17 protein-coding genes are annotated in these 23,683 nt (G+C 64.8%); 11 read left to right on the top strand and 6 right to left on the bottom strand.

Annotated features, from left to right (window positions below):
* The first annotated feature begins 9 nt into the window (after positions 1–9).
* The 4 genes from LWC34_RS25510 (at position 10) to LWC34_RS25525 (ending at position 5,430) form a co-directional block, all read left to right on the top strand.
* Positions 10–1,035 carry an alpha/beta fold hydrolase gene (locus LWC34_RS25510; protein ID WP_233727675.1) on the top strand — a complete coding sequence of 342 codons (1,026 nt, stop codon included), beginning with the start codon at positions 10–12 and terminating at the stop codon, positions 1,033–1,035.
* 77 nt (positions 1,036–1,112) lie between these two features.
* Positions 1,113–2,804: a 3-oxosteroid 1-dehydrogenase gene (gene kstD / locus LWC34_RS25515; RefSeq protein WP_284051644.1), complete on the top strand. Its 1,692-nt coding sequence runs from the start codon at positions 1,113–1,115 to the stop codon at positions 2,802–2,804.
* A 152-nt stretch (positions 2,805–2,956) separates the two neighbouring features.
* Positions 2,957–4,237, top strand: a complete 1,281-nt coding sequence (locus LWC34_RS25520; RefSeq protein ID WP_372496662.1) for an acyl-CoA dehydrogenase family protein — start codon at positions 2,957–2,959, stop codon at positions 4,235–4,237.
* The gene (locus tag LWC34_RS25525) at positions 4,234–5,430 is read left to right on the top strand and encodes an acyl-CoA dehydrogenase family protein (RefSeq protein ID WP_233727677.1); all 1,197 of its coding nucleotides are present in this window, start codon (positions 4,234–4,236) and stop codon (positions 5,428–5,430) included. The genes LWC34_RS25520 and LWC34_RS25525 overlap by 4 nt, the downstream gene beginning before the upstream one ends.
* A 49-nt stretch (positions 5,431–5,479) precedes the next feature.
* Here the strand turns inward: LWC34_RS25525 and LWC34_RS25530 are convergent, their stop codons facing one another.
* Complete coding sequence (locus LWC34_RS25530) at positions 5,480–8,965, bottom strand: S8 family peptidase (protein ID WP_233727678.1); 3,486 nt, start codon at positions 8,963–8,965, stop codon at positions 5,480–5,482.
* Positions 8,966–9,030: 65 nt separating this feature from the next.
* Positions 9,031–9,908 (bottom strand): IS5 family transposase gene (locus LWC34_RS25535; protein WP_233723324.1). Its coding sequence is split into 2 segments (ribosomal slippage): positions 9,031–9,567 and positions 9,570–9,908, totalling 876 coding nucleotides; the frame shifts between segments, so codons are not numbered across the junction.
* 212 nt (positions 9,909–10,120) lie between these two features.
* On the opposite strand from LWC34_RS25535, the gene LWC34_RS25540 reads away from it, so the two are divergent.
* Positions 10,121–10,693: a Panacea domain-containing protein gene (locus LWC34_RS25540; RefSeq protein WP_233727679.1), complete on the top strand. Its 573-nt coding sequence runs from the start codon at positions 10,121–10,123 to the stop codon at positions 10,691–10,693.
* 300 nt (positions 10,694–10,993) lie between these two features.
* Here the strand turns inward: LWC34_RS25540 and LWC34_RS25545 are convergent, their stop codons facing one another.
* Complete coding sequence (locus LWC34_RS25545; RefSeq protein WP_233727680.1) at positions 10,994–12,586, bottom strand: IS1182 family transposase; 1,593 nt, start codon at positions 12,584–12,586, stop codon at positions 10,994–10,996.
* A gap of 201 nt (positions 12,587–12,787) precedes the next feature.
* Between LWC34_RS25545 and LWC34_RS25550 the strand changes: the two genes are divergently transcribed.
* Entirely contained in the window at positions 12,788–13,279 is a 492-nt protein-coding gene (locus LWC34_RS25550) for a Fic/DOC family protein (protein ID WP_233727681.1), read from the top strand.
* An 11-nt stretch (positions 13,280–13,290) separates the two neighbouring features.
* Here the strand turns inward: LWC34_RS25550 and LWC34_RS25555 are convergent, their stop codons facing one another.
* On the bottom strand, positions 13,291–14,670 hold the full coding sequence (locus LWC34_RS25555) for a WS/DGAT/MGAT family O-acyltransferase (protein WP_233728882.1): 1,380 nt from the start codon (positions 14,668–14,670) through the stop codon (positions 13,291–13,293).
* Positions 14,671–14,798: 128 nt separating this feature from the next.
* On the opposite strand from LWC34_RS25555, the gene LWC34_RS25560 reads away from it, so the two are divergent.
* Positions 14,799–15,617: an oxygenase MpaB family protein gene (locus tag LWC34_RS25560; protein ID WP_233727682.1), complete on the top strand. Its 819-nt coding sequence runs from the start codon at positions 14,799–14,801 to the stop codon at positions 15,615–15,617.
* Positions 15,617–16,222 (top strand): TetR/AcrR family transcriptional regulator, encoded by a 606-nt coding sequence (locus LWC34_RS25565; protein WP_233727683.1) that lies wholly within the window; start codon positions 15,617–15,619, stop codon positions 16,220–16,222. Before LWC34_RS25560 ends, LWC34_RS25565 begins: the two co-directional genes overlap by 1 nt.
* Here the strand turns inward: LWC34_RS25565 and LWC34_RS25570 are convergent.
* Positions 16,212–17,279, bottom strand: a complete 1,068-nt coding sequence (locus tag LWC34_RS25570; RefSeq protein ID WP_233727684.1) for a Zn-dependent alcohol dehydrogenase — start codon at positions 17,277–17,279, stop codon at positions 16,212–16,214. The two genes, LWC34_RS25565 and LWC34_RS25570, sit on opposite strands and share 11 nt — an antisense overlap.
* A gap of 138 nt (positions 17,280–17,417) precedes the next feature.
* Between LWC34_RS25570 and LWC34_RS25575 the strand changes: the two genes are divergently transcribed.
* From LWC34_RS25575 to LWC34_RS25585, 3 genes are read left to right on the top strand one after another with little or no spacing between them, the layout of a single operon-like run.
* The gene (locus LWC34_RS25575; RefSeq protein WP_233727685.1) at positions 17,418–18,569 is read left to right on the top strand and encodes a CaiB/BaiF CoA transferase family protein; all 1,152 of its coding nucleotides are present in this window, start codon (positions 17,418–17,420) and stop codon (positions 18,567–18,569) included.
* Entirely contained in the window at positions 18,566–19,594 is a 1,029-nt protein-coding gene (locus tag LWC34_RS25580; RefSeq protein WP_233727686.1) for an LLM class F420-dependent oxidoreductase, read from the top strand. The genes LWC34_RS25575 and LWC34_RS25580 overlap by 4 nt, the downstream gene beginning before the upstream one ends.
* 10 nt (positions 19,595–19,604) lie before the next feature.
* Entirely contained in the window at positions 19,605–20,957 is a 1,353-nt protein-coding gene (locus tag LWC34_RS25585) for an 8-oxoguanine deaminase (RefSeq protein ID WP_233727687.1), read from the top strand.
* Here the strand turns inward: LWC34_RS25585 and LWC34_RS25590 are convergent.
* Entirely contained in the window at positions 20,929–23,577 is a 2,649-nt protein-coding gene (locus LWC34_RS25590) for a glycosyl hydrolase 2 galactose-binding domain-containing protein (RefSeq protein ID WP_233727688.1), read from the bottom strand. The genes LWC34_RS25585 and LWC34_RS25590 overlap by 29 nt on opposite strands.
* Positions 23,578–23,683: the final 106 nt, after the last annotated feature.

Genomic DNA, 23,683 nt, shown 5'->3' on the forward strand with positions numbered 1-23,683 from the left:
AATGCTTCTATGATCGATGTTCCGGCGGCTGCGTCGAACGTGTTGGACAAGGTGTTCCGTGGCGGTGTCGCGGACCTGCGGCCCACCCCGCGCACCTTGGTTGACCACGGTCCGAACCGGTGGGTCTACCGGATGGCGGGCGAGGGCTCCGGCGACCCGGTCCTGCTGGTCCCGCCGTTGGCCGCGCCCGCGCTGTGTTTCGACCTGCGGCGTGGCTGCAGTCTGGCCGAGCACCTCGTGGAGCAGGGCCGGTCAACGTACCTTGTGGACTACGGCACGGTCAGCTTTTCCGACCGTGGCTTGGGAATCGAGCACTGGATCGACGAGGTGCTGCCCCGTGCGATCCGCTCGGTCAGCCAGGACGCGGGCGGACGGCCGGTGCACATCGTGGCTTGGTGCCTCGGCGGGATCCTGTCCCTGCTCACCGCCGCTGACCAGGCCGAGCTGCCGATCGCGTCGATCACCACGGTCGCCAGCCCCATCGACTTCACCGCGATCCCGTTGGTTGCGCCCGCGCGGCCGCTGATCGAGCTGACCGGCGGCTGGCTGCTGACCGCGCCCTATCGCTTGCTCGGTGGCGCGCCACGGCAGATCGTCCGATGGGCGTTCCAACTGACCTCAGTGGACAAATACGTCACCAAACCCCTTGCCGTACTGACTCATCTTGACGACAAGGAGTTCCTCGCCCAGATCGAGGCGGTCGACCGGTTCATGGACAACATGGTCGCGTACCCCGGCCGCACGTTCGGCCAGCTGTACCACCGATTCTTCCGCGGCAACGACCTGCATGACGGTATCGTGGACGTCGAAGGCCGGTTGATCTCCCTTGCCAAGATCGAAGTTCCGGTTCTGGTGATCGCGGGCGCGACCGACGGAATCGCCCCGGAACCCGCGGTACGGCGGTTGACGCGCTTGCTCGACAACTCGCCAGAGGTCCGGTTCGAGGTCTGCCCCGGCGGTCACCTCGGCGTGCTCACCGGCCGCGGCGCGCGCGAAACCACGTGGAAAGTGATCGACTCGTTCCTCAACCGATGAAACATGTTCCACTGAATGGTTTGGCTGAGCCATTTGACGGATTGAATATCGACTGAAACGCGTTCTACATTCGGCGTATGGGCGGAGTGACACGACGAAGTGTTCTTGCCGGCGCCGGGCTCGCAGTCCTGGCCGCGCCCGGACACGCGTCAGCGGCAGTGGTCGACGAGTATGACGTGGTCGTTGTGGGGTCAGGCGCGGCCGGAATGACCGCTGCGCTCACGGCCGCCAAACGCGGTTTGCGAACCGTGGTGATCGAAAAGGCGCCGACATTCGGCGGTTCCGCGGCCCGGTCAGGTGCTGGAATCTGGCTGCCGAACAACCGCGTGATCCTCGCGGCCGGAGTGCCTGACACACCGCAGAAAGCCGCGTCCTATCTCTCCGCTGTGGTCGGCGCGAGCGTTCCCCTTGCACGGCAACAGGCTTTCCTGCAGCACGGTCCGCCCATGCTGGACTTCGTGATGGCCAACAGTCCTCTGCGGTTCCGGTGGATGGAGGGCTACAGCGACTACTATCCAGAGCTGCCAGGCGGGATGCCCCACGGCCGCTCGATCGAACCCGACATGCTGGACGGAAACGTTCTCGGCGCCGAACTGGCCCGGCTGAACCCCGGATACCTGCAAATACCCGCAGGCCTGGTCGTCTTCAGTGCCGACTACAAATGGCTGGCGTTGGCGGCCGTCAACGCGAAGGGCTTCGCCGTGGCGGCCGAATGCGCCGCGCGTGGAGCGGCTGCCGCGTTGGCCGGGAAGAAGCCGCTGACCATGGGCCAAGCGCTTGCTGGGGGTCTGCGGGCCGGTCTGCTCCAGGCAGGTGTTCCGGTGCTGCTGACCACACCATTGATCGACCTGCACGTGGAAAACGACGCCGTACGCGGAGTTGTGACGCCACAAGGGCTGATCAAAGCGACCAAGGCCGTGATCATCGGCTCGGGCGGATTCGAGCACAACCCCGCGATGCGCGCCCAGTACCAGCCGCAACCGGCGCGATGGTCGGTCGGGGCGAAGGAGAACACAGGGGACGGGATCCGGGCAGGTCAACGGCTGGGCGCCGCGCTCGACCTGATGGACGACGCCTGGTGGGGCCCGGCGATTCCCTTGCCTGACCAGCCGTATTTCTGCCTCGCGGAGCGCACGTTGCCCGGCGGCCTGATGGTCGACGCGAACGGCAACCGGTTTGTGAACGAGGCCGCGCCTTACGGCGACGTCGTGCATGTCATGTACGACAAGGGTGTCGTGCCAGGCTGGCTGATCGTCGACCAGAACTACCGCAACCGCTACCTGTTCCGGGACACCGCGCCGGTGCTGCCTTTCCCGCAGGCCTGGTACGACTCGGGCGCCGTCGTGAAAGCGCCGACGATTGAGTCCCTGGCTACGGCGATCGGCGTGCCACCGGCGAACCTGCGGGCCACGGTCACGCGGTTCAACGGCTTCGCGTTGACTGGCAAGGACAGGGACTTCCGGCGCGGTGACAGTGCGTACGACCACTACTACACAGATCCCGCGGTCTTCCCGTCGTCCAGCTTGGCCTCGCTGTGGCTGCCGCCGTACTACGCCTTCAAGATCGTCCCCGGCGATCTGGGGACCAAGGGTGGCATGAAAACCGATGCCAGAGCTCGGGTGCTTCGAGCTGATGGGTCGGTGATCGCGGGCCTGTACGCGGCCGGGAACGCCAGCGCGGCGGTCATGGGCCGCAGCTACGCCGGGGCGGGCTCGACCATCGGCCCGGCGATGACCTTCGGATATATCGCAGGCAACGACATCGGTTGATCTTTTTCGACAACGACATTGTCCGCAGGCTGTCGCTGCGGACAATGTCGCGCGTCACGGGCCTCTGGCCTCGCGTTCCAGCCTTACCTACTCTAGAGTAGCTAAGGACGCGAGGAGTTGGTGACATGGTGGACCGGCACAAGCGGGACGCGATGGGGATCGCGCTCGCGGTGCTCAACCGGATCGCGGGTGCGCCGCTCGTGCGGCGGTTCGGCCTGAACAAGCCCATTGAGCGCGGCGTTTTCCATGCGACCCGGACCGGATTCCGCACGCTGGGCGCCGCGACCCGGTCGTTCAAGGCCGTCACTGGCGGTGGGAAGCCCGCGCGGCTGCCTGCGGCGCCTGAGCGGGGCCTGTTCGACCTCACCCCGGACGAAGACCAGCAGATGATCCGGGACACGGTCGCCGAGTTCGCCGACGAGCAGCTGCGACCAGCGGCCGCGGACGCCGACACGGCGTGCAAGCCGCCGCATGACCTCCTGAACACGTCCGCTGAGCTGGGCATTACCGCGCTCGGTGTGCCTGAGGAACTCGGCGGTGTGGGCAGTGAACAGTCCACAGTGACCGGTGTGTTGATCGCCGAGGCGTTGGCGCACGGCGACATGGGCCTGGCGGTCGCGTGTCTGGCGCCTTCGGCCGTGAGCAATGCGTTGGTGCTCTGGGGAGACGCGGACCAGCAGGCGACCTACCTGCCCGCATTTGTCGGCGAGCACGTTCCCGCAGCGGCTTTGGCTGTGCTGGAACCTCGGCCTTTGTTCGACCCGTTCGCCTTGCAGACCACGGCCCGTCGCACGCCGGACGGGTATCGGCTGGATGGCGTGAAATCCCTGGTTCCGAGGGCAGCTGAGGCTGAGTTGTTCGTCATCGCGGCCTCTTTGGACGGATCGCCAGCGCTGTTCCTGGTCGAATCGTCGGACGTGGTGATCGAGGCCGAACCTGCGATGGGATTGCGCGCGGCCGCGATGGGCCGCGTGGTTCTTGAGAACGTCACGGTTCCGCGTGCGGCCCTGTTGGGCTCCGGCGAGAATTATGCCGACTGTATAAGGCTTTCCCGGCTCGGCTGGTGCGCTTTGGCTGTCGGGACCGCGCAGGCAGTGCTGGATTATGTGATTCCGTACGTGAACGACCGGGTCGCTTTTGGTGAGCCTGTGAGTCACAGGCAAGGCGTGGCGTTCAAGGTCGCCGACATCGGCATCGAGGTCGACGGTATGCGTCTGCTGACCTATCGCGCGGCTTCCCGTGCCGAACAAGGCCTGTCGTACGCCCGTGAAGTCGGACTTGCCCGGAAGTTGTGTACCGACAAGGGAATGGCGATCGGAAGCGACGGCGTGCAGTTGCTCGGCGGGCATGGGTTCGTCAAGGAGCACCCGGTGGAACGGTGGTATCGCGACTTGCGGGCCGTCGGCCTGATGGAAGGGGCGGTGCTGCTGTGATCAATCTGGAGATCCCCAAGAAGTTCAAGCCGCTGCTGAACCAGGCGCATCAGGCGGCCACCGAGATTTTCCGCCCGAACTCGCGCAAGTACGATCTCGCGGAGCACACGTACCCCAAAGAGCTGGACATTTTCGCGGCTCTGCTTGACGGCGTGAACGCTTCTGGTGAAGGCGGCGGTGGCGCTTCTGGTGTCCGGCGGACCGAGAAGGGCACCGGGATCCGTAACGGCGCCAACATGTCCACTGTGCTCGGCACGATCGAGCTGTGCTGGGGCGATCTGGGATTCCTGCTTTCCATGCCACGTCAAGGCCTTGGCAACGCGGCAATCGCCTCGGTGGCCAACGAGGAACAGCTGGCGCGGTTCGGCAAGCTGTGGGCCTCGATGGCGATCACCGAGCCCGACACGGGTTCGGACTCCGCGGCGATCAAGTCAACGGCCGTGAAAGACGGCGACGACTACATCATCAACGGCGAGAAGATCTTCGTCACCGCGGGCGAACGCTCGGACGCCGTGGTCGTCTGGGCCACTTTGGACAAGTCATTGGGCCGGGCCGCGATCAAGTCCTTTGTGGTGGAGAAGGGCACTCCGGGCATGGAAGTCGTCCGCCTGGAGAACAAGCTCGGCATCCGCGCTTCGGACACTGCGGTCATCCGGTTCACGGATTGCCGTGTGCCAGCGGCGAACTTGCTCGGCGACCCGAACATCAACAAGGGTTTCGCTGGCGTCATGCAGACGTTCGACAACACCCGCCCGCTCGTGGCCGCGATGGCTGTCGGACTGGCGTGGGCGGCACTCGAGGAGACCGAGAAACTGCTGGCTGAGGCTGGGATCGAGGTCGACTACGACAAGCCGGCCAACAACCAGCACGCCGCAGCCGCCACGTACCTTGCCCTGGAAGCGGATTGGGAAGCGGCGAAGCTGCTGACCTTGCGCGCGGCCTGGATGGCCGACAACGCCAAGCCGAACTCGCTTGAAGCCTCTGAGGCCAAAGCGAAGGCTGGTCGCGTGGCCACCGAGATCACCCTCAAGTGCGTCGAACTGTGCGGCAGCATCGGATATTCGGAGCACAACCTGCTGGAGAAGTGGGCACGGGACGCCAAGATCCTGGACATCTTCGAAGGAACCCAGCAGATCCAGCAGCTGATCGTGGCCCGCCGCCTGCTCGGCAAAACCTCCGCCCAATTGAAATGACTCGTGAGTGGTTATCCGCGTTAGAACACGGATAACCACTCACGAGCTTTTACCTCACGCGATAGGCATGTATGATCGTCTGGGAGACGGTGTTGCCGGTAGTGTCAGCAGCGCTGGCGCGCAAGGACACGAACCCGGAAGCCGGGTTCTTGATGATTGTCCAGCCGTTGAGTAACGGCACTGGTTGCCAGGTCTTGCCGTCGTCATAGGACGCTTCGACCTTGCGCAGTTCCACTTTGCCCTGCGTGCCTGGCTGCCGGTCGACCCGCACCGGCACGGGAAACAACGCACCAGCCGGTGCTTGGTTGGCCATGTCCAGTTTGGGATCGAAACCGATTGCCAGCAACGGCAGCGGAGTCACTGAAGCCGTGTGTCCAGACCGGAAACTCCACTCCGCACTGACCTTTGTGGAGGTTGGCCAATCCGGATGGTTCCTGGATACCTCGGACGTCAACCGGTATTCCGCCTCGCCTGCGGGCACAGTGAACGTCCCTTGGCCAGGGATCCCGCTGCGAGCGATCTCCTTGCCGCCGGAGTACAACACCGTGTCGCCGGTGTCCTCAGGCAGTGCGAACCCGGAGTGTCCAGCCGAGTCGGACAGCAGTGGCAGCGTGGCCTCGATCGTGTCCTCGGTTCGGGACACCAACGCCGGTGACGGGCCCAGCTCAGCCTGCGGACCTGTGATGGCCGGGCCGAAGACAGCTTTGTTCCAGTCCACTTCGGTCTGCTCGCCCGCCTTGAACGTCCGCGCGCCAAGGAGACCTGGCTGGACGGTCGTGCCGAGGCTGAGGACCCACGACATCGGTGAGAAGTACTCGGTTCGCCGCAAGGGCATCGGAACCTGATGTGTCTCCAGCCAGCCCTCGAGCACCTCTCCTCGATCAACCGCTTGGGCGGTGTGATATCCCATGTCGCTCTTGCCATTCGTGCGATACGTCGTCTGCACGGTGGCGACATCGCGGCCGCGTGCCTGATAGTCCACATTGGCGGGAATATTGCCGTGGCTGGGGAACGCGAGCTCGTAGTGATACGGGCTAGGCCCCTGACCAGTCAGGGTGACCGAAGTCGTCCCCAGCTTGGCCAGTTTCGACCCTTCCGGACGCATCGTCATGACGACCGGAATCGAGGACTTCGTGACCTTGACGGGGCCGTCGACGAAGTAGAACAGCGCTGCAGCCGCACCGGCTCGCGCTATCGCGTCCACCTTCGCGCCATATTCCAGACCCGAGGTCGTGAACACAGCCAGTTTGCCCGTCAGATCACGGGGTGCGATCTCCTCAGGCGTCGCCCGGCCAACGTCCACAGCGGACAGGGTGCGGCTGTCGGTGAACTTCGGCGAAGTTGGCACCCAGTCCACCGGGACCTCGAACGCCGGTTTGTCCACAGTGAGCTTGACTTCGGGGCGTTCCAGCTTCAGCCGGTCGAAATACGTGAAATGCGGGTGGTGCCCGGCAACGGGAACGGCGTAGTCATCGGCGGTCGCTTCCTTGTAATGGCCGACTCCGCGCCCACCGGTGTCGATCGACATCCCCACGACCCCCGAAAAACCGAACGGCCCAGTGACTTGCCGGGCGTCCTTCTCATCGGTCCGCACGGTGACCTTCTTGCCCTTGCGGGCATCCAACGTGACAACTGTGTCCTTGCGCAGGTCGATTGTCGGCTCGGCCACAGCTGTGCTGGACGGCAGATATTGGCCAGGTATCGGCGTGGCAACAGATCCGAGCAGGGCGTACCGGCCAGCTGGCAGCCGCACAGTGCTGTTGTCCAGCATGCCGCCGAAGGCGTCTTTACCGGTGTCCAGCCGGACCCACGTCGCCTTTCCAGCTCCGCCTTGCGTTTCGTTGCCGTCGCGGTCGATGAACCTGACCGTGAGGTCGTAGCTCTCCGGCTCCTTGTACGCACCGACCAATGTCTGGACCACGATGTCACCGCTGCGCGCGATGAGCCTGCCGCCGTACACATCGACCGCGGCTTTGGTGTGGTCGAACGTGATCGTCACACTCGCCTCACCGCCAGCAGGCACGGTGATCTCGTTGTCGCTGAGGCTGAACGCGGGAACGTCCATGGTCAGCTTCAGCGAAACCGGTGCCGTGCCGATGTTCTTGTAACTGATCTGCTTGCTCTCGGCTGGCTGGTTGTACGGCCACTTGATGAAGCCGAGGTTCACGCTGCCTACACTGGGCACAATGGACTGCGCGACCGCCTTCGCGACGTCCACCCGGCCGGTGCCCTGCTGGTAGATCGTGGTCTCGATGGGTTTCGCGCTGGCCATCAAGGCGGCTTTGATCTGCGGGCCCGTCCAATCCGGGTGCTGGGACGCGAGGATCGCCGCAGCACCAGCGACATGCGGCGTGGCCATGGAGGTTCCGCTTAGCCGAGCGTGGAGTTCGTCGACGGCCTTGTCCGCGAGCGTTCCCTTGGCGCGTGCCGCCACAATGTCCTCGCCGGGCGCCGCGATGTCCGGCTTGATCGCGTGGTCCCCTAGCCGCGGGCCAGGCTGGCTGAACACGCTGTACTTGTCCTGCTTGTTCACGCTGGCAACGGCCAACGCCGCGTCCGCGGAGGCGGGCGACGACACTTTTACCCCTGGCCCGTAGTTGCCCGACGCGACAACGAACAACGTGCCCTTCTCTGCTGTGAGCCGGTTGAGCGCGGTCTCAATCGGGTCCGTCCCATCACCTGGCCCACCACCAAGGCTCATGTTGACGACCTTCGCGCCACTGTCCGCGGCCCACTGCATGCCTTCGAGGATCGCGTCGAACCGGCAGCCGCTCTTGGCACAGACCTTGCCGATCACCAGGTCCGACCCCTTGGCCACACCGGCCACAGTGGACGCGACATGGGTGCCGTGGCCGATCACGTCCGTCGTGCCTTCGCTGGTGAAGTCCTTCTCGCCCTTGACAATCCCGTTGAGATCGGGATGCCCGGCGTCGTAACCGGTGTCAAGGACGGCGACCGTGGTGCCTTTGCCGGTGTGCCCGGCCTGCCACGCGGCCGGTGCCCCGATCTGCGGGACACTCTGGCTCAACGAAGGAAAAAGCTTGCCGTTGAGCCAGATCTTGCTGTCTTCGGACTTCGCGAGAACGTCCGTGCCCTTTGGTGTGGCCACGGCCGACATCCGGACTTCCGGCATCGCCCGCGTGACCCTGCCGAGCGTTTGAGCCCGTGGAGACTCCACGAGCAATGGGATTTCAGAGGTGTTGGCGTCGTCGTACCCGAGCTCGATCAGCTTGGTCACGTCGAACAACGCCCGATCCAGCTTGCCTGACTGGATCTGCGGCATCACGCTCGACGGAATGACCGTGACACCGTTCGGGCTCACGGATTTGACGAAACTGACCGATTCGCCTGCCCGCTTGGCCGGTTCGATCCGGGCGTCCCAGGTGCCGCCCTTCCTCGTCACTGTCACCTTGTCCCCGGTGATCAAGGTGACGGTCTTGCCAGGTTCCGGTTCTGCCGCAGCCGCCGGTAAGACGGCCGCGCCACCGGCCAGGACGGCGAGAACCGCCGCCTGGCTCAGTATGCGTTTGTGCACAAAATGCCCCTTGCTTCACGTCATCAGTGCGATCCCCAGCACTGAGCTAGGGTCTGTTTCGAAAGTCATGGGAGCCACTCGTTGATCGCTGCGATGGTGACCGTGGTTTCGTAGCGAACGGCGAGCTTGTCGTATCTGGTGGCGACGGCTCGGTTTCGTTTGAGACGGTTGATCCCGCACTCGACAGCGTGCCGTTGCTTGTAGATCTCCTTGTCGAATGCGGGTGGTCGTCCTCCGTGTGAGCCCTTGTTCTTGCGGTTGCGGACCTGGTCGGCCTTGTCCGGGATGGTGCAGCGGATACCGCGCCTGCGCAGGTAGGCGCGGTTGGCGCGGGACCCGTAGGCTTTGTCGCCGAGCACCCGATTCGGGCGGCAGCGCGGCCGACCGCGATCCCGCCGGGGTACCCGGATACGGTCGAGCACCACCTGAAACTGGGGCGAGTCACCTCGCTGGCCAGCGGTGATCACGATTGATAAGGGCTTTTGTCCCTGCTCGACCGCCAGGTGAGTCTTGGTCGTCAACCCGCCTCGGGAGCGCCCCAGCCCGTGATCGGCCGGTTCGACCTCGACCCCGCCCGGAGACTCCTTCTGGAGATCCCCTTTTGACGCGCACCAGCCGCGTGCTGGTGCGCACGAGCCACCGTGGAGTCCACGCTGACATCCCAGGTGATCAGGCCCGCAGCGTCCGCGTCCGCCTGCAACGCGACCAGAATCCTCTTCCACGTGCCATCCCGTTGCCACCGCCGGAACAAGCCATACACCGTCTCCCACGGGCCGTAACGCTCCGGCAGATCCCGCCACGGCACACCGGTTCGAACCCGAAACCGGATCCCGTCAATAAGCTTCCGCTTCGCATGCTTCGGCGGCCTGCCAGGCTTCTTGCCCCTGGGCAGCAAGGGTTCCAGCTTCGCCCACTGCTCGTTGGTCAGATCACCACGCCCCACGAATCAAGATCATCTCAAACCTTGATCAACTTGTGAAACAGGCCCTAGTTGCCACAAGGGGCGTGGCGCTGCTTATTCCTCTCACGGCCTGAAGTCGCAGGTAGAAGCCGTAGCGTGTCGTCGATCCAACGGCATCGATTCTCGGCCGGATTGCGCATCATGATAGATACGCGCTGGTCAAGGAGGTGGAAACGATAGCGAGAGTGGATGACGTGGCCGCGACGATACTGACCCGTACTGGGCCGGTGACGTCGATGAAGCTGCAGAAGCTCATCTACTACAGCCAGGCGTGGCACCTGGTGCGTACCAACGAGCCGCTGTTCGAAGACCGAATCGAGGCGTGGCCGCAAGGCCCAGTGGTGCCATCGGTCTTCAGGAAGCACAGCAAGAAGTACACAGTCACGTCCTGGCCTTCCGGCGACGCGAAGCTGTTGACCGAACCAGAACGTGAAACTGTCTCATGGGTATTGGACAAATACTCGCATTTGTCAGCCGAATCGTTGTCCCGGTTGACACACATCGAGCCGCCGTGGCGGATTGCCCGAGGCCTTTCCGGGCCGAATGAGAAGAGCTCTGAGGAGATCATCAAGGAGCGCCTCAAGTATTTCTACGGTCGGCAGATCGCCGATGTGGATTCGGCGGTCGCCCACGCCGCTGCGAGCGCGGCCATGGAAGGCGTTGAGTTCGCTGACGATTGGCAGGATGTCCTGCGTTCGGTCGCCAGTTCGGAGGTGTCAGCCGCCGAAGCGATCCAGCGCGAAATCGATCGAGTCCGACGCTCGTGATCGATCCGTACGTTCTGGCAGGCACTCGCTGTCTGAAGAACAAGCTCGGTATCGACGATCCAGCGACTCTCAAGGAACTAGTGGTCACGATCGGAAGTCTGTCGGGGGTCTCGACGGCCCAGCTTCCCGCTAGGAGGCCGCTGAATTAGGGTGGTTTGCGGGTTGGTTGTCACCGAGTGATGGCAGGCGAGGACCTGGGCCTTGCTGATTCATGGGTGATGCTGGGCGTTCAGGGAGCCTAGGGCGGTTGCTCGACGAGGTTCACAATCCCCAAGACTGGGGGTTGGGCCGTGGTTTCCCTCAGGTAGCCAGGGTCCAAGCGCCCGCCGTATGGGTCAGGCCGCGACCGATGAGGTTGCGGAGGTTCAAGGCTGCGGTGCGGCGTTTGAGCCAGGCGTTGTTCTTGCCGGTGCCTAGATATCGGAGTTTGAGACGTCGGCCACCGCGGCTGGCGATCTGGGAGATGACCCGTTCCACGTTGGGGCGGAACGTCCTGTAGCTCTCGCGCAGTTCGGGCTTGTCCGCCCAGTCGCGTCGGGCTTGGCGCAGCAGGTCATCTCGTGGGTGCAGAACGATTTTACGGCCGGTCTTGGACGTGGTGCACTGTGCACGCAGTGAGCAGGCACGACAGAGAGCGCCAAAGGTGGCGACCCGGGTCCGGCTGATCGGGCGGGTGATGTCGTTGGGGCAGGTGACCGTGCCCGCTTGCTCGTCCACGGTGAAGTCGTCCACGGTGAAGTCGTCCACGGTGAAGTCGTCCACGGTGAAGTCGCCCTCGACCGGAGCCCGCAGCGGCTTGGGCTTGATCACCGCCTCATGCCCGGCATCGTCGATCCCACCGCGTAGATCCCCTGTGCCATAGGCGGAATCGCCGTACCACGCGCGCTTGCCGTCCTCGGCGTCGAGGAACTCCTCGGCCACAGCGGGGTCGGAGTTCTCCGTGCCGGCGGCCGTGGTCACCTTCTCGTCGGTGACGATCCCGGTCTCGGGCTCGGCCGCCACGTGCGCCCGATACCCGTCCCGCCGGTTCTCCGGGGACTTGCGGGTATGCCGCGCATCCGGATCCACTGTGGACACCACCCGGTCCGGGGCGACCTTGCGGGCGATCCGCCACCGCCCATCAGTGCCGTCACTGCCCTCGGCGGGCTCGGCATCCTGACCGGCGACCAACGCCAGCAACGCCAACGCGAACTCCGCGTCGCCTTCCAGTTCGGTATCGGCCAGCGCCGCCACCAGCGCGTTCGCATCGTTGACCAGCGCGGAGACCAGCGCGTCCCTGGCGGCCGGGTCGTCCCAGTCGATCCTCGGCTTGTCCGGCCGACTGTAGTCATGGCCGGTACACACCTTCGCGATCTGCTCCGCCGCGCCGGGCACCTGCCGATCCACCCGCCGGATCGCCGAGATCAGCTGGGTGATGGTGTCCTGGGTGGCGACCGCGTCGGCCAGGATCGTGGAATCCACCGCCCGCTTGCGGCGGCCACGCAGGATCCCGGTCTCCTCGACGACCGTGCGCACCGCGTCGTTGATCCGATGCGGCCGCCCCGAGGTGGCCAGTCGTTTGCGCCAGTACACCAGCGTCGAGGGGTCGAATCCCTTGTCGTCCAATGCCATCCCGGTCGCGACCTTCCACCGCAGGTCACACCGGGCCGCCTCAGCGGTCTCCCGATCCGAGAGATCATGCAGGGTCTGCAACACCAGGATGGAGGCCATCACCGACGCCGGGATCGAGGGCCGTCCCTTGCCCGAGGGGAACAGATCCTCGAACTCTCCATCGGGGAACAGATTCCGGCGATGCCCGGCCAGGAACGCGAACATGCTCCCCGCCGGGACCAGATGACCGACCAGCGCCTCCGCGTCCAGCAGCTCCCGATCACCACGCTCCACACCCTGCATGAAACGATTCTCCCAGCTCAAACCCACATCCTGGGGCGACACGCCGATTATTCAGCGGCCTCCTAGCCAGATTTTCCTCTGGGCAGCACCGGCCAAAGGCGCCGGTACAACACCGGTACCGGCCCCTTCGCCCGGCACACTCAGCGAAAACCCTGGATCCGCCGAATACCCCTAACGAACTTCCGATCGCAACCACTGGAGGTGAGGATCGTCAGTATCCGGGATGTGGAGCTGGCCCGATCGGTGCTGCCAGATGAGTACAACTCCGAGCACCTGCAGGCTTTTCACCGGCACCTTTTCCAGGACGTATTCGACTGGGCAGGCCAGTTCCGGACTGTCGACATCAGCAAGGACGGCGCGCGGTTCGCGCACTACGCGTTCCTGGATGACCAGGTGTCCGAAGTGCTCGCACGGCTGGAAGCTGACGACTGGCTGACTGGACTTTCCCGCGAACGCTTTGTCGCAAGGCTGGCTTTCTACTATGGCGAGATCAATGCGCGACACCCGTTTCGTGAAGGAAATGGCCGGACGCAGCGTGCGTTCCTCCGCCAGTTGTCGGCATCTGCGGGATGGCACCTCGACTGGTCAGAGCTCAACAAAGCAAACAACATCGAGGCATCGCGCCGAAATCTGGTCGCGGCGGATACCTCGATGTTGGTCGACGTGCTGACCCGTGTCGTTGTGAAGATCTGAACCGCGCTGCGCTACAGGACGGCTTTTTCGAGTTCGGCCAACGAGTCCTCAAGGTGGCCGAGGAGACGCTGCAGGTGCGGGACGTTGCGGCGGCATCCGGTGAGCCCGAACTGCAGGCTGTCGGCGTAACTGGTGATCGTGATGTTCAGCGCCTGGCCGTCATACGGGATCGACAGCGGGTACTGGCCCTGCAGCTTCGCGCCATTCCAGTACAGCGGCCGGGGCGGCCCTGGCACGTTCGAGATGATCAGGTTGAACGGCGGCGGCGTCATCCGGACGAAGCCGGGAATCGGCGCGAACGCGAGCGGCGCCATGATCAGCCCGGACAACGCCAAGATCTGCAGCGGGCTGAGTTCGGCAAGCGAGCGCTTGGCGATCTGCGCCGAATCCTGGATCTGGGCGAAGCGTTCGGCGGCGTCCTCGAGGTGCGTGCCGAGGTTCACCAGGATCGAGCCGACCGAGTTGCCGCTGGCCTCGCTTCTCTTCTGCTTGGCACGCAACGAAACCGGGACCATCGCGATCAACGGCCGGTCCGGCAACGCGCCAAGCTCCAGCAGATACCGTCGCAACGCGCCCGAACACATCGCGAGCACGACGTCGTTCAGGGTCGCGCCGGTCGCACGACGGATGGCCTTGATCCGGTCAAGTGACCAACGCTGCGCGGCGAACCGGCGGGCTCCGGTGATCTGCACGTTGAAGATCGATCGTGGCGCCTGGAACGGCAGCACGCTTGCCTGCTCACGCAACGCGGTGTTGGCGCTCTTCACCACCGCGGGCAGCACGCCTGCGACGTCCTGGGTCGCGGCGCGCAGGTTTTCCAGCAGTTCCAACGGTCCACCGCTGGCGTCGTCGGTTTTCGCTGGTTTGTCCAATGGGGGCATTGCCCAGACCGGTGGCATGTCCCGGACATCGGGATCTGTCGACAGGGCGCGCGCCGCGAGGATCAATGAGGACACGCCGTCCATCAGCGCGTGGTGCACCTTCGAGTACGTCGCGAACCTGTTGCCCTCAAGGCCTTCGATCAGCGAGAACTCCCACAGTGGACGATGCCGGTCCAGCAACGATCCGTGCAGCCGGGATGTCAGCTCGAGCAGTTCACGCACGCGCCCCGGACGCGGCAACGCCGTCAAGCGGACGTGATACTCCATGTCGAGCTGGTTGTCCGTCGTCCACGACCACTGGCCGAGGCTGCTGACCGGGCGCCGTGGCCTGCGGCGGAACAGCGGTTGCACGCTCTGCTCGTCGGCCACGAGCGACTGGTAGATCTTGCTGAGATAGTCCGGCCCGGCGTCTTCGGGCAGCTCGTACAGCTGTAGGCCGCCGACGTGCATCGGGTGCTCCCGTGATTCCCCGATCAGGAACATCGAGTCGGTAACGGGCATGAACGGTATCCGGGCCATTGGCGCCTCCTGTCCCCGGTGCGACCTGCCGAGATTACCGCCACGGACGGTAGTCAGGAAGATCGGTTAGCTTGAGATCGTGAGACAAAAGACGTATCGTCGTATCAGGGAGGTGCGTCATGCTCGGACCGGACTCGGAGGCTTGGCACAACGTCCTCGACTGGCGGCTGCTGCTCGGCTCGGGCCGTGCGTTGCTGCTGCAGGTCGCGCATCCAACGGTCGGCGCTGGCGTCGCGCAGTACTCCGATTTTCAGAAACGTCCTTGGCAGCGGCTGCAACGCACGGTCGACTCGTTGATGATCATGACGTACGGACAGGGCCGCACGGTCGCGGAAGCCAAGCGGCTCAGGGAACTCCACAAGGACTTCACCGGCATAGACCATCACGGTCACCGGTACAGCGCGCTGAATCCCGAGGCGTATTGGTGGGTGCACGCCACCCTTTTCGAAGGCACGCTGGACGCCCACGCGACCTTCGCGACCCCGCTGCCGAGGCCGAAACAAGAGCGGCTGTACGAAGAATGGCGAGAACTTGGCGAGGTTCTCGGCCTCAAAGCCCGGCAGATGCCCGCCGGGCTCGACGGCTTCTTCGAGTACTTCGACGGAATGGTCGCGAACTGCCTTGAGGACAACGAGACGGTTCGCAAAGTGCTCGCCGCGCTGGGGGATCGTCATCCGCACCGGCCGCCCGGCTGGCCGGAGCCGGTCTGGCGAATGGTCGGCCCGGTCGCGTCGGACGCCATCATGACCGCGACTGTTGGTACTTTGCCTGTGCCGTTGCGGGAACGCCTTGGTCTGAAGTGGACTCGAGGTGGCGCGAGGAATCTCCGGGCGCTGACCGCGGCCGTGAAGATGGGCATGCCGCTGTTGCCGGACAAAGTCCGTTACCATCCGATGGCACTGGTCGCCAAGCGCGCCGCAAGCCCTAGGATCGCCTGATGTTCCTCGCCGAAGTGCTGGCGCCTGCCGGGCCGCAAGACGAGAGCACGCGCCGGATCCTCGACGCGGCTTTGGACGCCTACGAGGAGTTCGGGCTGCGCCGCACGACCATGGACGACGTGGCGAGACGGGCCGGGATCGGCCGTGCCACGCTGTATCGGCGGTTCCCACAGAAGGACGACTTGGTCGCGGCGGTCGGGTTGCGCGAGGTGCGGCGGTTCATCGAGGCGGCGGACGTCGAGATCAGCAAAGCGGCCAATGCCGACGAACGGATGGTCGAAGGATTCGTAGCGGTCGTCAGCGGCCTGCGGGAACACAAGCTGCTCAACAGGGTGCTCTCCAGCGAGCCCGAAGCGGTGTTGCCGGGCTTGACGTTGCACGGCGGCCCGGTGATCGCGTTGGCGCGCGCGTATCTGAAGGAAAAGATCGAGGAAGACCAGCGCGCCGGGCACATCCGCGACTTCGACGCCGAGCCGCTCGCCGAGATGCTGGCGCGCCTGATCCACTCGATGGTGCTCACGCCCGAAGGCAGCATTCCGACGCGCGACGAACGTCAGATGCGCGCCTTCGCGCGGACTTATCTGGTGCCGTGGCTCAAGGTGTGAAGACCACGAGGGACCGCGCGCCGGTCCCGGACTTCATCCGCTCGAACGCTTCGCCGACGCCGTCAAGCCCGATCCGGTGTGAGACAAGGGGTTCCAGATCGAGCCTGCCGAGCTGGATCTGGGTGGCCAGCAACGGGATGTCCCGGTCGGGATCGCCGGAGCCGTACACGGAAACGCCGATTGAGCGGGCGAAGTGGTAGAGCTCCAGCGCGTTGAAGCTGACCGTGTCGTCACGCCTGCCGACGCCGACGATCGTCACCTTCCCGCCGCGACGCGTTGTCTGCCAAGCGGTTCGGATGGTCTTCGAGTTGCCGACGCACTCCAGTGCGTGGTCCACACCGCGCCCGCCCGTCAATCCGCGAATCTCCTTGGCCAGCTTGTCGTGCGCGAGAACGAAGTGCGTTGCGCCCGCGTCCCTGGCGAGCTTTTCCTTGTCCGGCACGATATCCACGGCAATGATCGGTCCCGCGCCAGCGAGCCGTGCGCCGATGATCGCGGACAGGCCGACGCCGCCAAGCCCCATCACCAGCACGGACTCGCCCGGGCGAACCGAAGCGGTATTCCGTACGGCCCCGATACCTGTCACTACGGCACACCCAAGCAACGCGGCGATATCGAGTGGAACGCCGTCAGCAAGGGGGACAACGCCGTTTTCGTCGAGGACGACCTCTTCGGAGAAGGCGCCGACACCCAGCGTCACGTGGACGGCGCCGCGTTCGGGGCTGACCAGGCCTTCGACGGCCGTGCACAGCCATGGTTGGGAGTTCAGGCAGAACCAGCAGTGCCTGCACGCGGGCGCCCAGTTCACGACGACACGGTCACCGACCGAGACGCGGGTGACCGCGGAGCCCACCTCGGCGATGGTCCCAGCGGCTTCGTGGCCGAGGACGAGCGGGAACTGGGGCGAGAAGGTGCCGTTGATCATCGAAAGGTCGGAGTGGCACACGCCCGCCGCCGCGACCTTGACGCGCACGTCACGAGGGCCAAGGGCGGGCAGTTCGATCTCACGGACCTCGATGGTCGCGTCGGGTCCGGCGACTACGGCTGCGTTCACCATGCAGGCCATTCTGCATGGCTTGGTCGCGCTGGTCATTGACGTGCGGGCCGGCTTAGAGCGACAAAGCCCGCCCGAGCGGAGCGAGGGCAATCAACACAGTTATACGATAAATTACTGCTGAGTAGGAGGTGGTCGACGGTGGGCACCGGACCGCTCGCGGGCGTGCGCGTGGTCGAACTCGCTGGCATCGGGCCGGCGCCGTTCTGCGCGATGCACCTCGCTGACCTGGGCGCCGACGTGATCCGCGTCGACCGGCCGAACGCGATCCCGGTGGCTGGACCGCCGGCGCGCGACCTGCTCAACCGGAACAAGCGCTCGGTCATGGTCGACCTGAAGAACGACGCGGGCGCCGAGGTCGTTCTGCGCCTGATCGAGCAGGCCGACGTGCTGATCGAGGGGTTCCGGCCAGGCGTCGCCGAGCGCCTCGGCATCGGCCCTGAGCAGTGCTGGCAGCGCAATCCCAAGCTCGTCTACGGCCGGATGACCGGATGGGGCCAGGAAGGGCCGCTGGCGCAGTCCGCGGGCCACGACATCGCCTACATCGGCATCACCGGCGTGCTGCATGCGATCGGCCGGGCGGACGGACCGCCGCAGGTCCCGATGAACCTGGTCGGCGACTTCGGCGGCGGCTCGCTCTACCTGGCCGTCGGCATCCTCGCCGCCCTCAGGCACGCGGAGCAGACCGGAAAAGGCCAGGTCGTGGACGCCGCGATCGTGGACGGCGCGGCGCACCTGGCGACCATGATCTTCGGGCTGGTCTCCGCGGGTGTCTGGAAGCCGGAGCGTGGCGTGAACCTGCTCGACACCGGCGCCCCGTTCTACGACGTCTACGAGACCTCGGACGGCGAGTACATGGCCGTCGGGCCGCTGGAGTCGCAGTTCTACAAGGAATTCGTGCGGCTGCTCGGTCTCGAGGGCGAGGATCTGCCGAAACAGCTGGAAGTCCCACGCTGGCCCGAACTGCGCAAGCGGTTCGCCGAAGTGTTCGCGACCAAGACGCGTCGCGAATGGACAGACATTTTCGAGGGCACGGATGCCTGCGTGGCACCGATTCTCTCGCTTTCCGAAGCGGCCGAACACCCGCACATCGCCGCACGCGGCACGTTGGTGGAGCGCGACGGTTTCGTCCAGCCCGCGCCCGCGCCAAGGTTCTCCGACACCAAGGCCGAACTACGCACCCCACCGGCGATTCCCGGGCAGCACACCAGGGATGCCTTGGCTGACTGGGGTTTCCAAGACATTGACGAGCTGCTGGCATCCGGCGCTGTACAGGAACGGAACGATCGATGAAGATCAGCACACAGGTGATGTACGCGGGCAACCCGAAGGACCTGATCGATCAGATCGTCAGCCTGGAAAGCGCCGGGCTCGACGAGGTCTGGGTGGCCGAGGCGTACGGCTTCGACGCACCGACGCTGATGGGCTACATCGCCGCGAAGACCGAGCGGGTGAAAATCGGTTCGGCGATCCTGCCGATCTACTCCCGCACCCCCGCCCTGATCGCGCAGACGGCCGCAGGCCTCGACGCGGTCTCCGGCGGTCGCGCGATCCTGGGCCTCGGAGCCTCCGGCCCACAGGTGATCGAAGGCTGGCATGGGGTGCCGTACACCAAGCCACTGGGCCGAACCCGCGAAATCGTCGACATCTGCCGCCGAATCTGGCGCCGCGAAGTGATCACGAACGAAGGCAACTACCCGATCCCGTTGCCCGCCGACCAGGGCACAGGGCTGGGCAAACCGCTGAAGATCCTGACTCACCCGGTCCGGTCAAGCATCCCGATCTACATCGCCTCACTCGGTGACAAGAACGTCCAGCTGACGGCGGAGATCGCGGACGGCTGGCTGCCGACCCTGTTCATCCCGGAGAAGGCCCAGTCCGTCTGGGGAACGTCGCTGGCGGCAGGAAAGGCCAAGCGTTCGGCGGACCTGGGCGAGCTGGAAATCGTCGCGGGCGGCATGCTCGCGATCGGCGACGACGTGGAACCCTTGCGAGACGCCTCCCGCCCGTACATCGCCTTGTACGTCGGCGGAATGGGTGCGCGTGGCCGCAACTTCTACAACGACCTGGCCCGTCGTTACGGCTACGAGGCCGAGGCCGAGAAGATCCAGGAGCTGTACCTTTCGGGCAAGAAGGAAGAGGCCGCCGCTGCCGTGCCCTCGGAGTTCGCCGAGCTGATGAACCTGGTCGGCCCGGCTGGATACGTCAAGGAGCGCCTCCAGGCGTTCAAGGAAGCCGGTGTGACCGCGCTGAATGTGACGCCCATTGGGGAGAACCCGGCCAAGTTGGTCGAGCAGGTCAAGGAGTGGCTGGCCTAGTCTGGAGTTCGTGAACACAGTCATCACGGGCGCGTACATCGCGACAGTTGACGAGCAAGGCACGGAACACGCCGACGGCTATGTGGCCGTTGTGGACGGTCGGATCGCGGCAGTGGGTGCCGGTGCCGTGCCCGACGAGTTCGCAGGCTTCGAAAGGGTTGACGCGTCCGGATGCCTTGTCACGCCGGGCTTGGTGAACACGCATCACCATCTCTACCAGTGGGCCACGCGTGGTTATGCCCAGCAGGAGGAGCTGTTCGGCTGGCTTGTCACGCTCTACCCGGTCTGGACTGGGATCGATGAGGACATCGTCTCCGCGACCTCCCATGCTGGCCTTGCCATGTTGGCGCTCAGTGGGTGCACGACCGCTGCCGATCACCACTATGTTTTCCCGCGTGATGGTGGGGATGTTTTCGGTGCGTTGATCGATGCTGGGCGGCGGGTCGGGATTCGGTTGCACGCTGTTCGCGGGTCGATGGATCGTGGTGAGTCCGAGGGTGGGCTACCGCCTGACTCCATTGTGGAGAGTCTGGATGACGCGCTTGAGCAGACCGAGCGTGCCATCACCGAGTACCACGATCCTGCTGCGGACGCGAAGATCCAGGTCGCCGTTGGTCCGTGTTCGCCGTTCTCGGCAAGCCTCGATTTGATGCGTGGTGGCGCGACGATCGCGCGCAGGAACGGCGTCCGGATGCACACGCACCTTGCCGAGACCACTGACGAGGAAGAGCAGTGCCTACGGGAGTTTGGCCTGACGCCGGTGGATTACGCGCGTGACCTCGATTGGTTGGGTGACGACGTCTGGTTGGCGCACGGTGTGCACCTGAAGGAGTCTGAGATCGCGCTGATGGCCGAGACTGGCACCGGGATCGCGCATTGTCCGAGCTCGAATGCCCGTGTAGGCGCCGGAATGGCCCCGATCAGGGCCCTTTTGGACGCTGGCGCGCCGGTTGGTCTTGGTGTGGACGGTGTGGCGTCCAATGAGTCCGGTGGGCTCGCGGAGGAACTACGGCAAGCTTTGCTGACGGCCAGGCAGCGGGGTGGACCGAAGGCTTTGACCGCGCGGCAGGCGTTGCGCATTGGGACCATGGGTGGCGCTCGGTGCCTTGGGCGGGATGAACACCTTGGGTCTGTTGAGAAGGGGAAGCTCGCGGATCTGGCAGTGTGGCGTGTGGACACGTTGAAGCACGCGGGTATCGCGGATCCTGTTGCGGCGCTGGTGTTCGGGCGGGTGCCGCCGCTGGAGTTGCTGCTCGTCGGCGGCGAGCCTGTGGTCCAAAATGACCACTTGCTCACCGCCGACGAACCTTCCCTGACCCGCAACCTCGCGAGGGCTAGCGAGAGGTTGGCAGGTTCCTTGTAGTGATGTTGTGGCCGGACAGCTGGACCACCGGCGATGCCCCGCCGAGGTCAGCTGTCCGGTACGTCGCCGTCAGGGTCAAGGTTTCCCCTGGCCACAACGTGACGTAGTTGTCCGACCAGTCCTGCGGCAGGACTTCGGCGCCGCCGTTGCCCTTGCGCACGCTGGCCCGCAGGAAGAACGACACCTCACTGCCGGTGCCCGTGATGGTCACGGTCGTCTTCGTGTTCGCGCCCTCCACGGTGGACGTGGTTGAAGCGTTCACCGATCCCGCCGGCAGCGAGTTCGGGCCCTTGAGGTCCGCATAGGCCGACTGTGGCGTGTGGTACCAGGTCGAACTGCCGTAGTTCAACGTGTCGGCCTTGGTGGACAGCCAGTACACGTTCCGGTCGATGACCTGGCCGGCCGAGTTCTTCAGGATCAGCCGTGCGAAGTAGGTCGACGAAAGGTCACTTGGCTGCGGCAAAGTGCCGACCTTGGCCGTCGCGTTCCCGGTCGAGCTGACCGACCGTGTCTCGTCGGCCTTCTGTGTTCCGTCCGCATTGAACAGTGTCACCTGGACACTCAGCCCGGACACGTTCTGCAGACCCGTGTTCACGACCGCCAGCGAGCGATCGTCATACGAGTACTGCACGTGCAGCGGGCGAAGTGCGGTCTTGGCCCCGAAGTACGAACCGGCCGTCGCCAGATTGTAGTTGTACAAGTGCCAGAACAGCTTCGGCCACGGGTCGTTGAGCATCCAGTAGATCACGCCGGTCGACGGGTTGCTGCCGTCCGACCAGTTGTCGGCGAACGCCTCGAACTGGGCGCGGTTGGTTTCGTAGTTCGCCAGCTGTGCCTTACGGACGAATTCGTCCACATTGGCTGGTTTGCCGTACCTGTTGTCCAGTGCGGTTCCCCAGAAGGAAAGCTTGCCGAACGTGCCACTCGGAGACAGGTGGTATTGGGTCGTGTTGTAGTTGGTCAACGAGTTGATCTGCGACTGCGTCAGGAACTTCTTGAGTTCGTCCATCTCGGGGATGGTCGGGCCGGGTCCGATCTCCGACGCGAAGCCCGCCGCACCGCCCATTTGCTTGTTGTACCAGTAAACCGGCGGCTCCCACCAATATGGACCTTCCATCTTCATGCCGGAATTGCCCAGTTGTGGCGAGCTCTTGTTGGACGCCGACGCGACGATCGGCAGGTTCCAGTCCGCCCGGGCGAGCGCGTCAAGGTAGATCTTCTCTTGCGCGGCTGGGGTTGCCAGGTCGCTGGCGATCAGGAAGCCGAGCACGCTCGGGTGGTTGCGGATCCGCTTGCCTTCGCTCTCAGCGGACTCACCGGCGACCCGGTTCTTCTCCGCGTTGAACGAACTGTAGCTCTCCCAAGCGGAACAGCATTCCCACCCGGTCAGGACCATGATGCCGAGCCGGTCGGTCATCTCGTACAACTCGTCGTTCTCCGGCTTGCCTTCCAGCCTGATCGTGTTCAGGTTCATCGACTTGACCAGGTTCAGCTGGTCCTCGATGTTACGCAGGTTCGTCCGCAGGAACAGATCCGAGGCCCAGCCGCCACCACGCACAAGGAACGGCTTGCCGTTGATCACGAACTGGCGCCCGCCACCATTGGCGATCCTGGAAGTGATCTCCCGGACGCCAAAAGACGTGCTGGCGGTGTCCGAAACCGTGCCGCTCACAGACGCGGACACGGAAGCGTCGTACATCGGCTGATCGCCCATTGTGAACGGCCACCACACGCGCGGGCTGGTCAGCCGAAGGCCGGGCGTGTTGCTTGGGTTGAAGGTGACCGTCTTGGTCTCACCCGCGGCCAAGGAAACCGGCTGCGTGAAGTTGACGTTGTCGATCGTTCCGGCCACCTGCGTGCTCACGGCTTGGGTGGAGTCGTTGCGCGCGTTGACCTTCACCGTCACGTCGGCGCTGGTCAGGCTGGGCAGCGGCAAATCGGTGGAAACACGCAAATCACGCAGCGAGACCGGGCCGCTGTTGGCCAGTTGCACATCGCGGAACAGGCCCTGGTTGCGGTCGGGTGGCAGCTGCGACCAGTCGACGAAGTGGATCAGCAGATCCTTCGACGGATCGGACGGCATCGCCTTGATCGCGATCGCGTTGGTGCCGTTGCGGATCAACGAGGTCACGTTGTACTCGCGCGTCGGGTAGGCGCCGATCACCGTGTCCGTCCCGGCCACCCGGGTGCCGTTCACCCAAACCTCGGCGCGGGAGATGATCCCGCCCTTGAGCTTGAGGAACGTGTTGGTGCCCGCAGGCTGTGACGCGGTGAAACTCTTGCGGTACCACCAGGGGACATTGAAGTCGTTGCGGTTGACGCTCTTCAGGTTCTCGCCGAAGTTCACGTCGGCGTACCGGTTGTTGGCGATCAGCCCGGCAAGCACGGTCGATCGCGCGGCCACGGGCAGCCAGGACGTGTCGTTGAACGTGGGGTTGGAGTAGGTCGCGCCGTCAGCGGTGGCGCTACGGCTGGTCTGCAGCCGCCAGTCGGGGATGGTCGTGACCTGGCCGGCGGCCATGGTCAGACTCGGGGCGCTGCTCGCGGGCATGGCCGAGAGCAGGGAGAACATCAAGGTTGTGGCGGCGATGACCGCCAAGCCGGCACGGCGTCGTCTCATCCGGACGCTCCTGAGCTACGCGGCGGCGACATTGACGGGGCGTCCCCCACTCTTGCCCGCCGAGGGCAATTTGGCAAGACCCTTTACAAACCAGGCGGGGAGGTTT

This window comes from Kibdelosporangium philippinense (genome assembly GCF_021390435.2).
Classification (GTDB): domain Bacteria; phylum Actinomycetota; class Actinomycetes; order Mycobacteriales; family Pseudonocardiaceae; genus Kibdelosporangium; species Kibdelosporangium philippinense.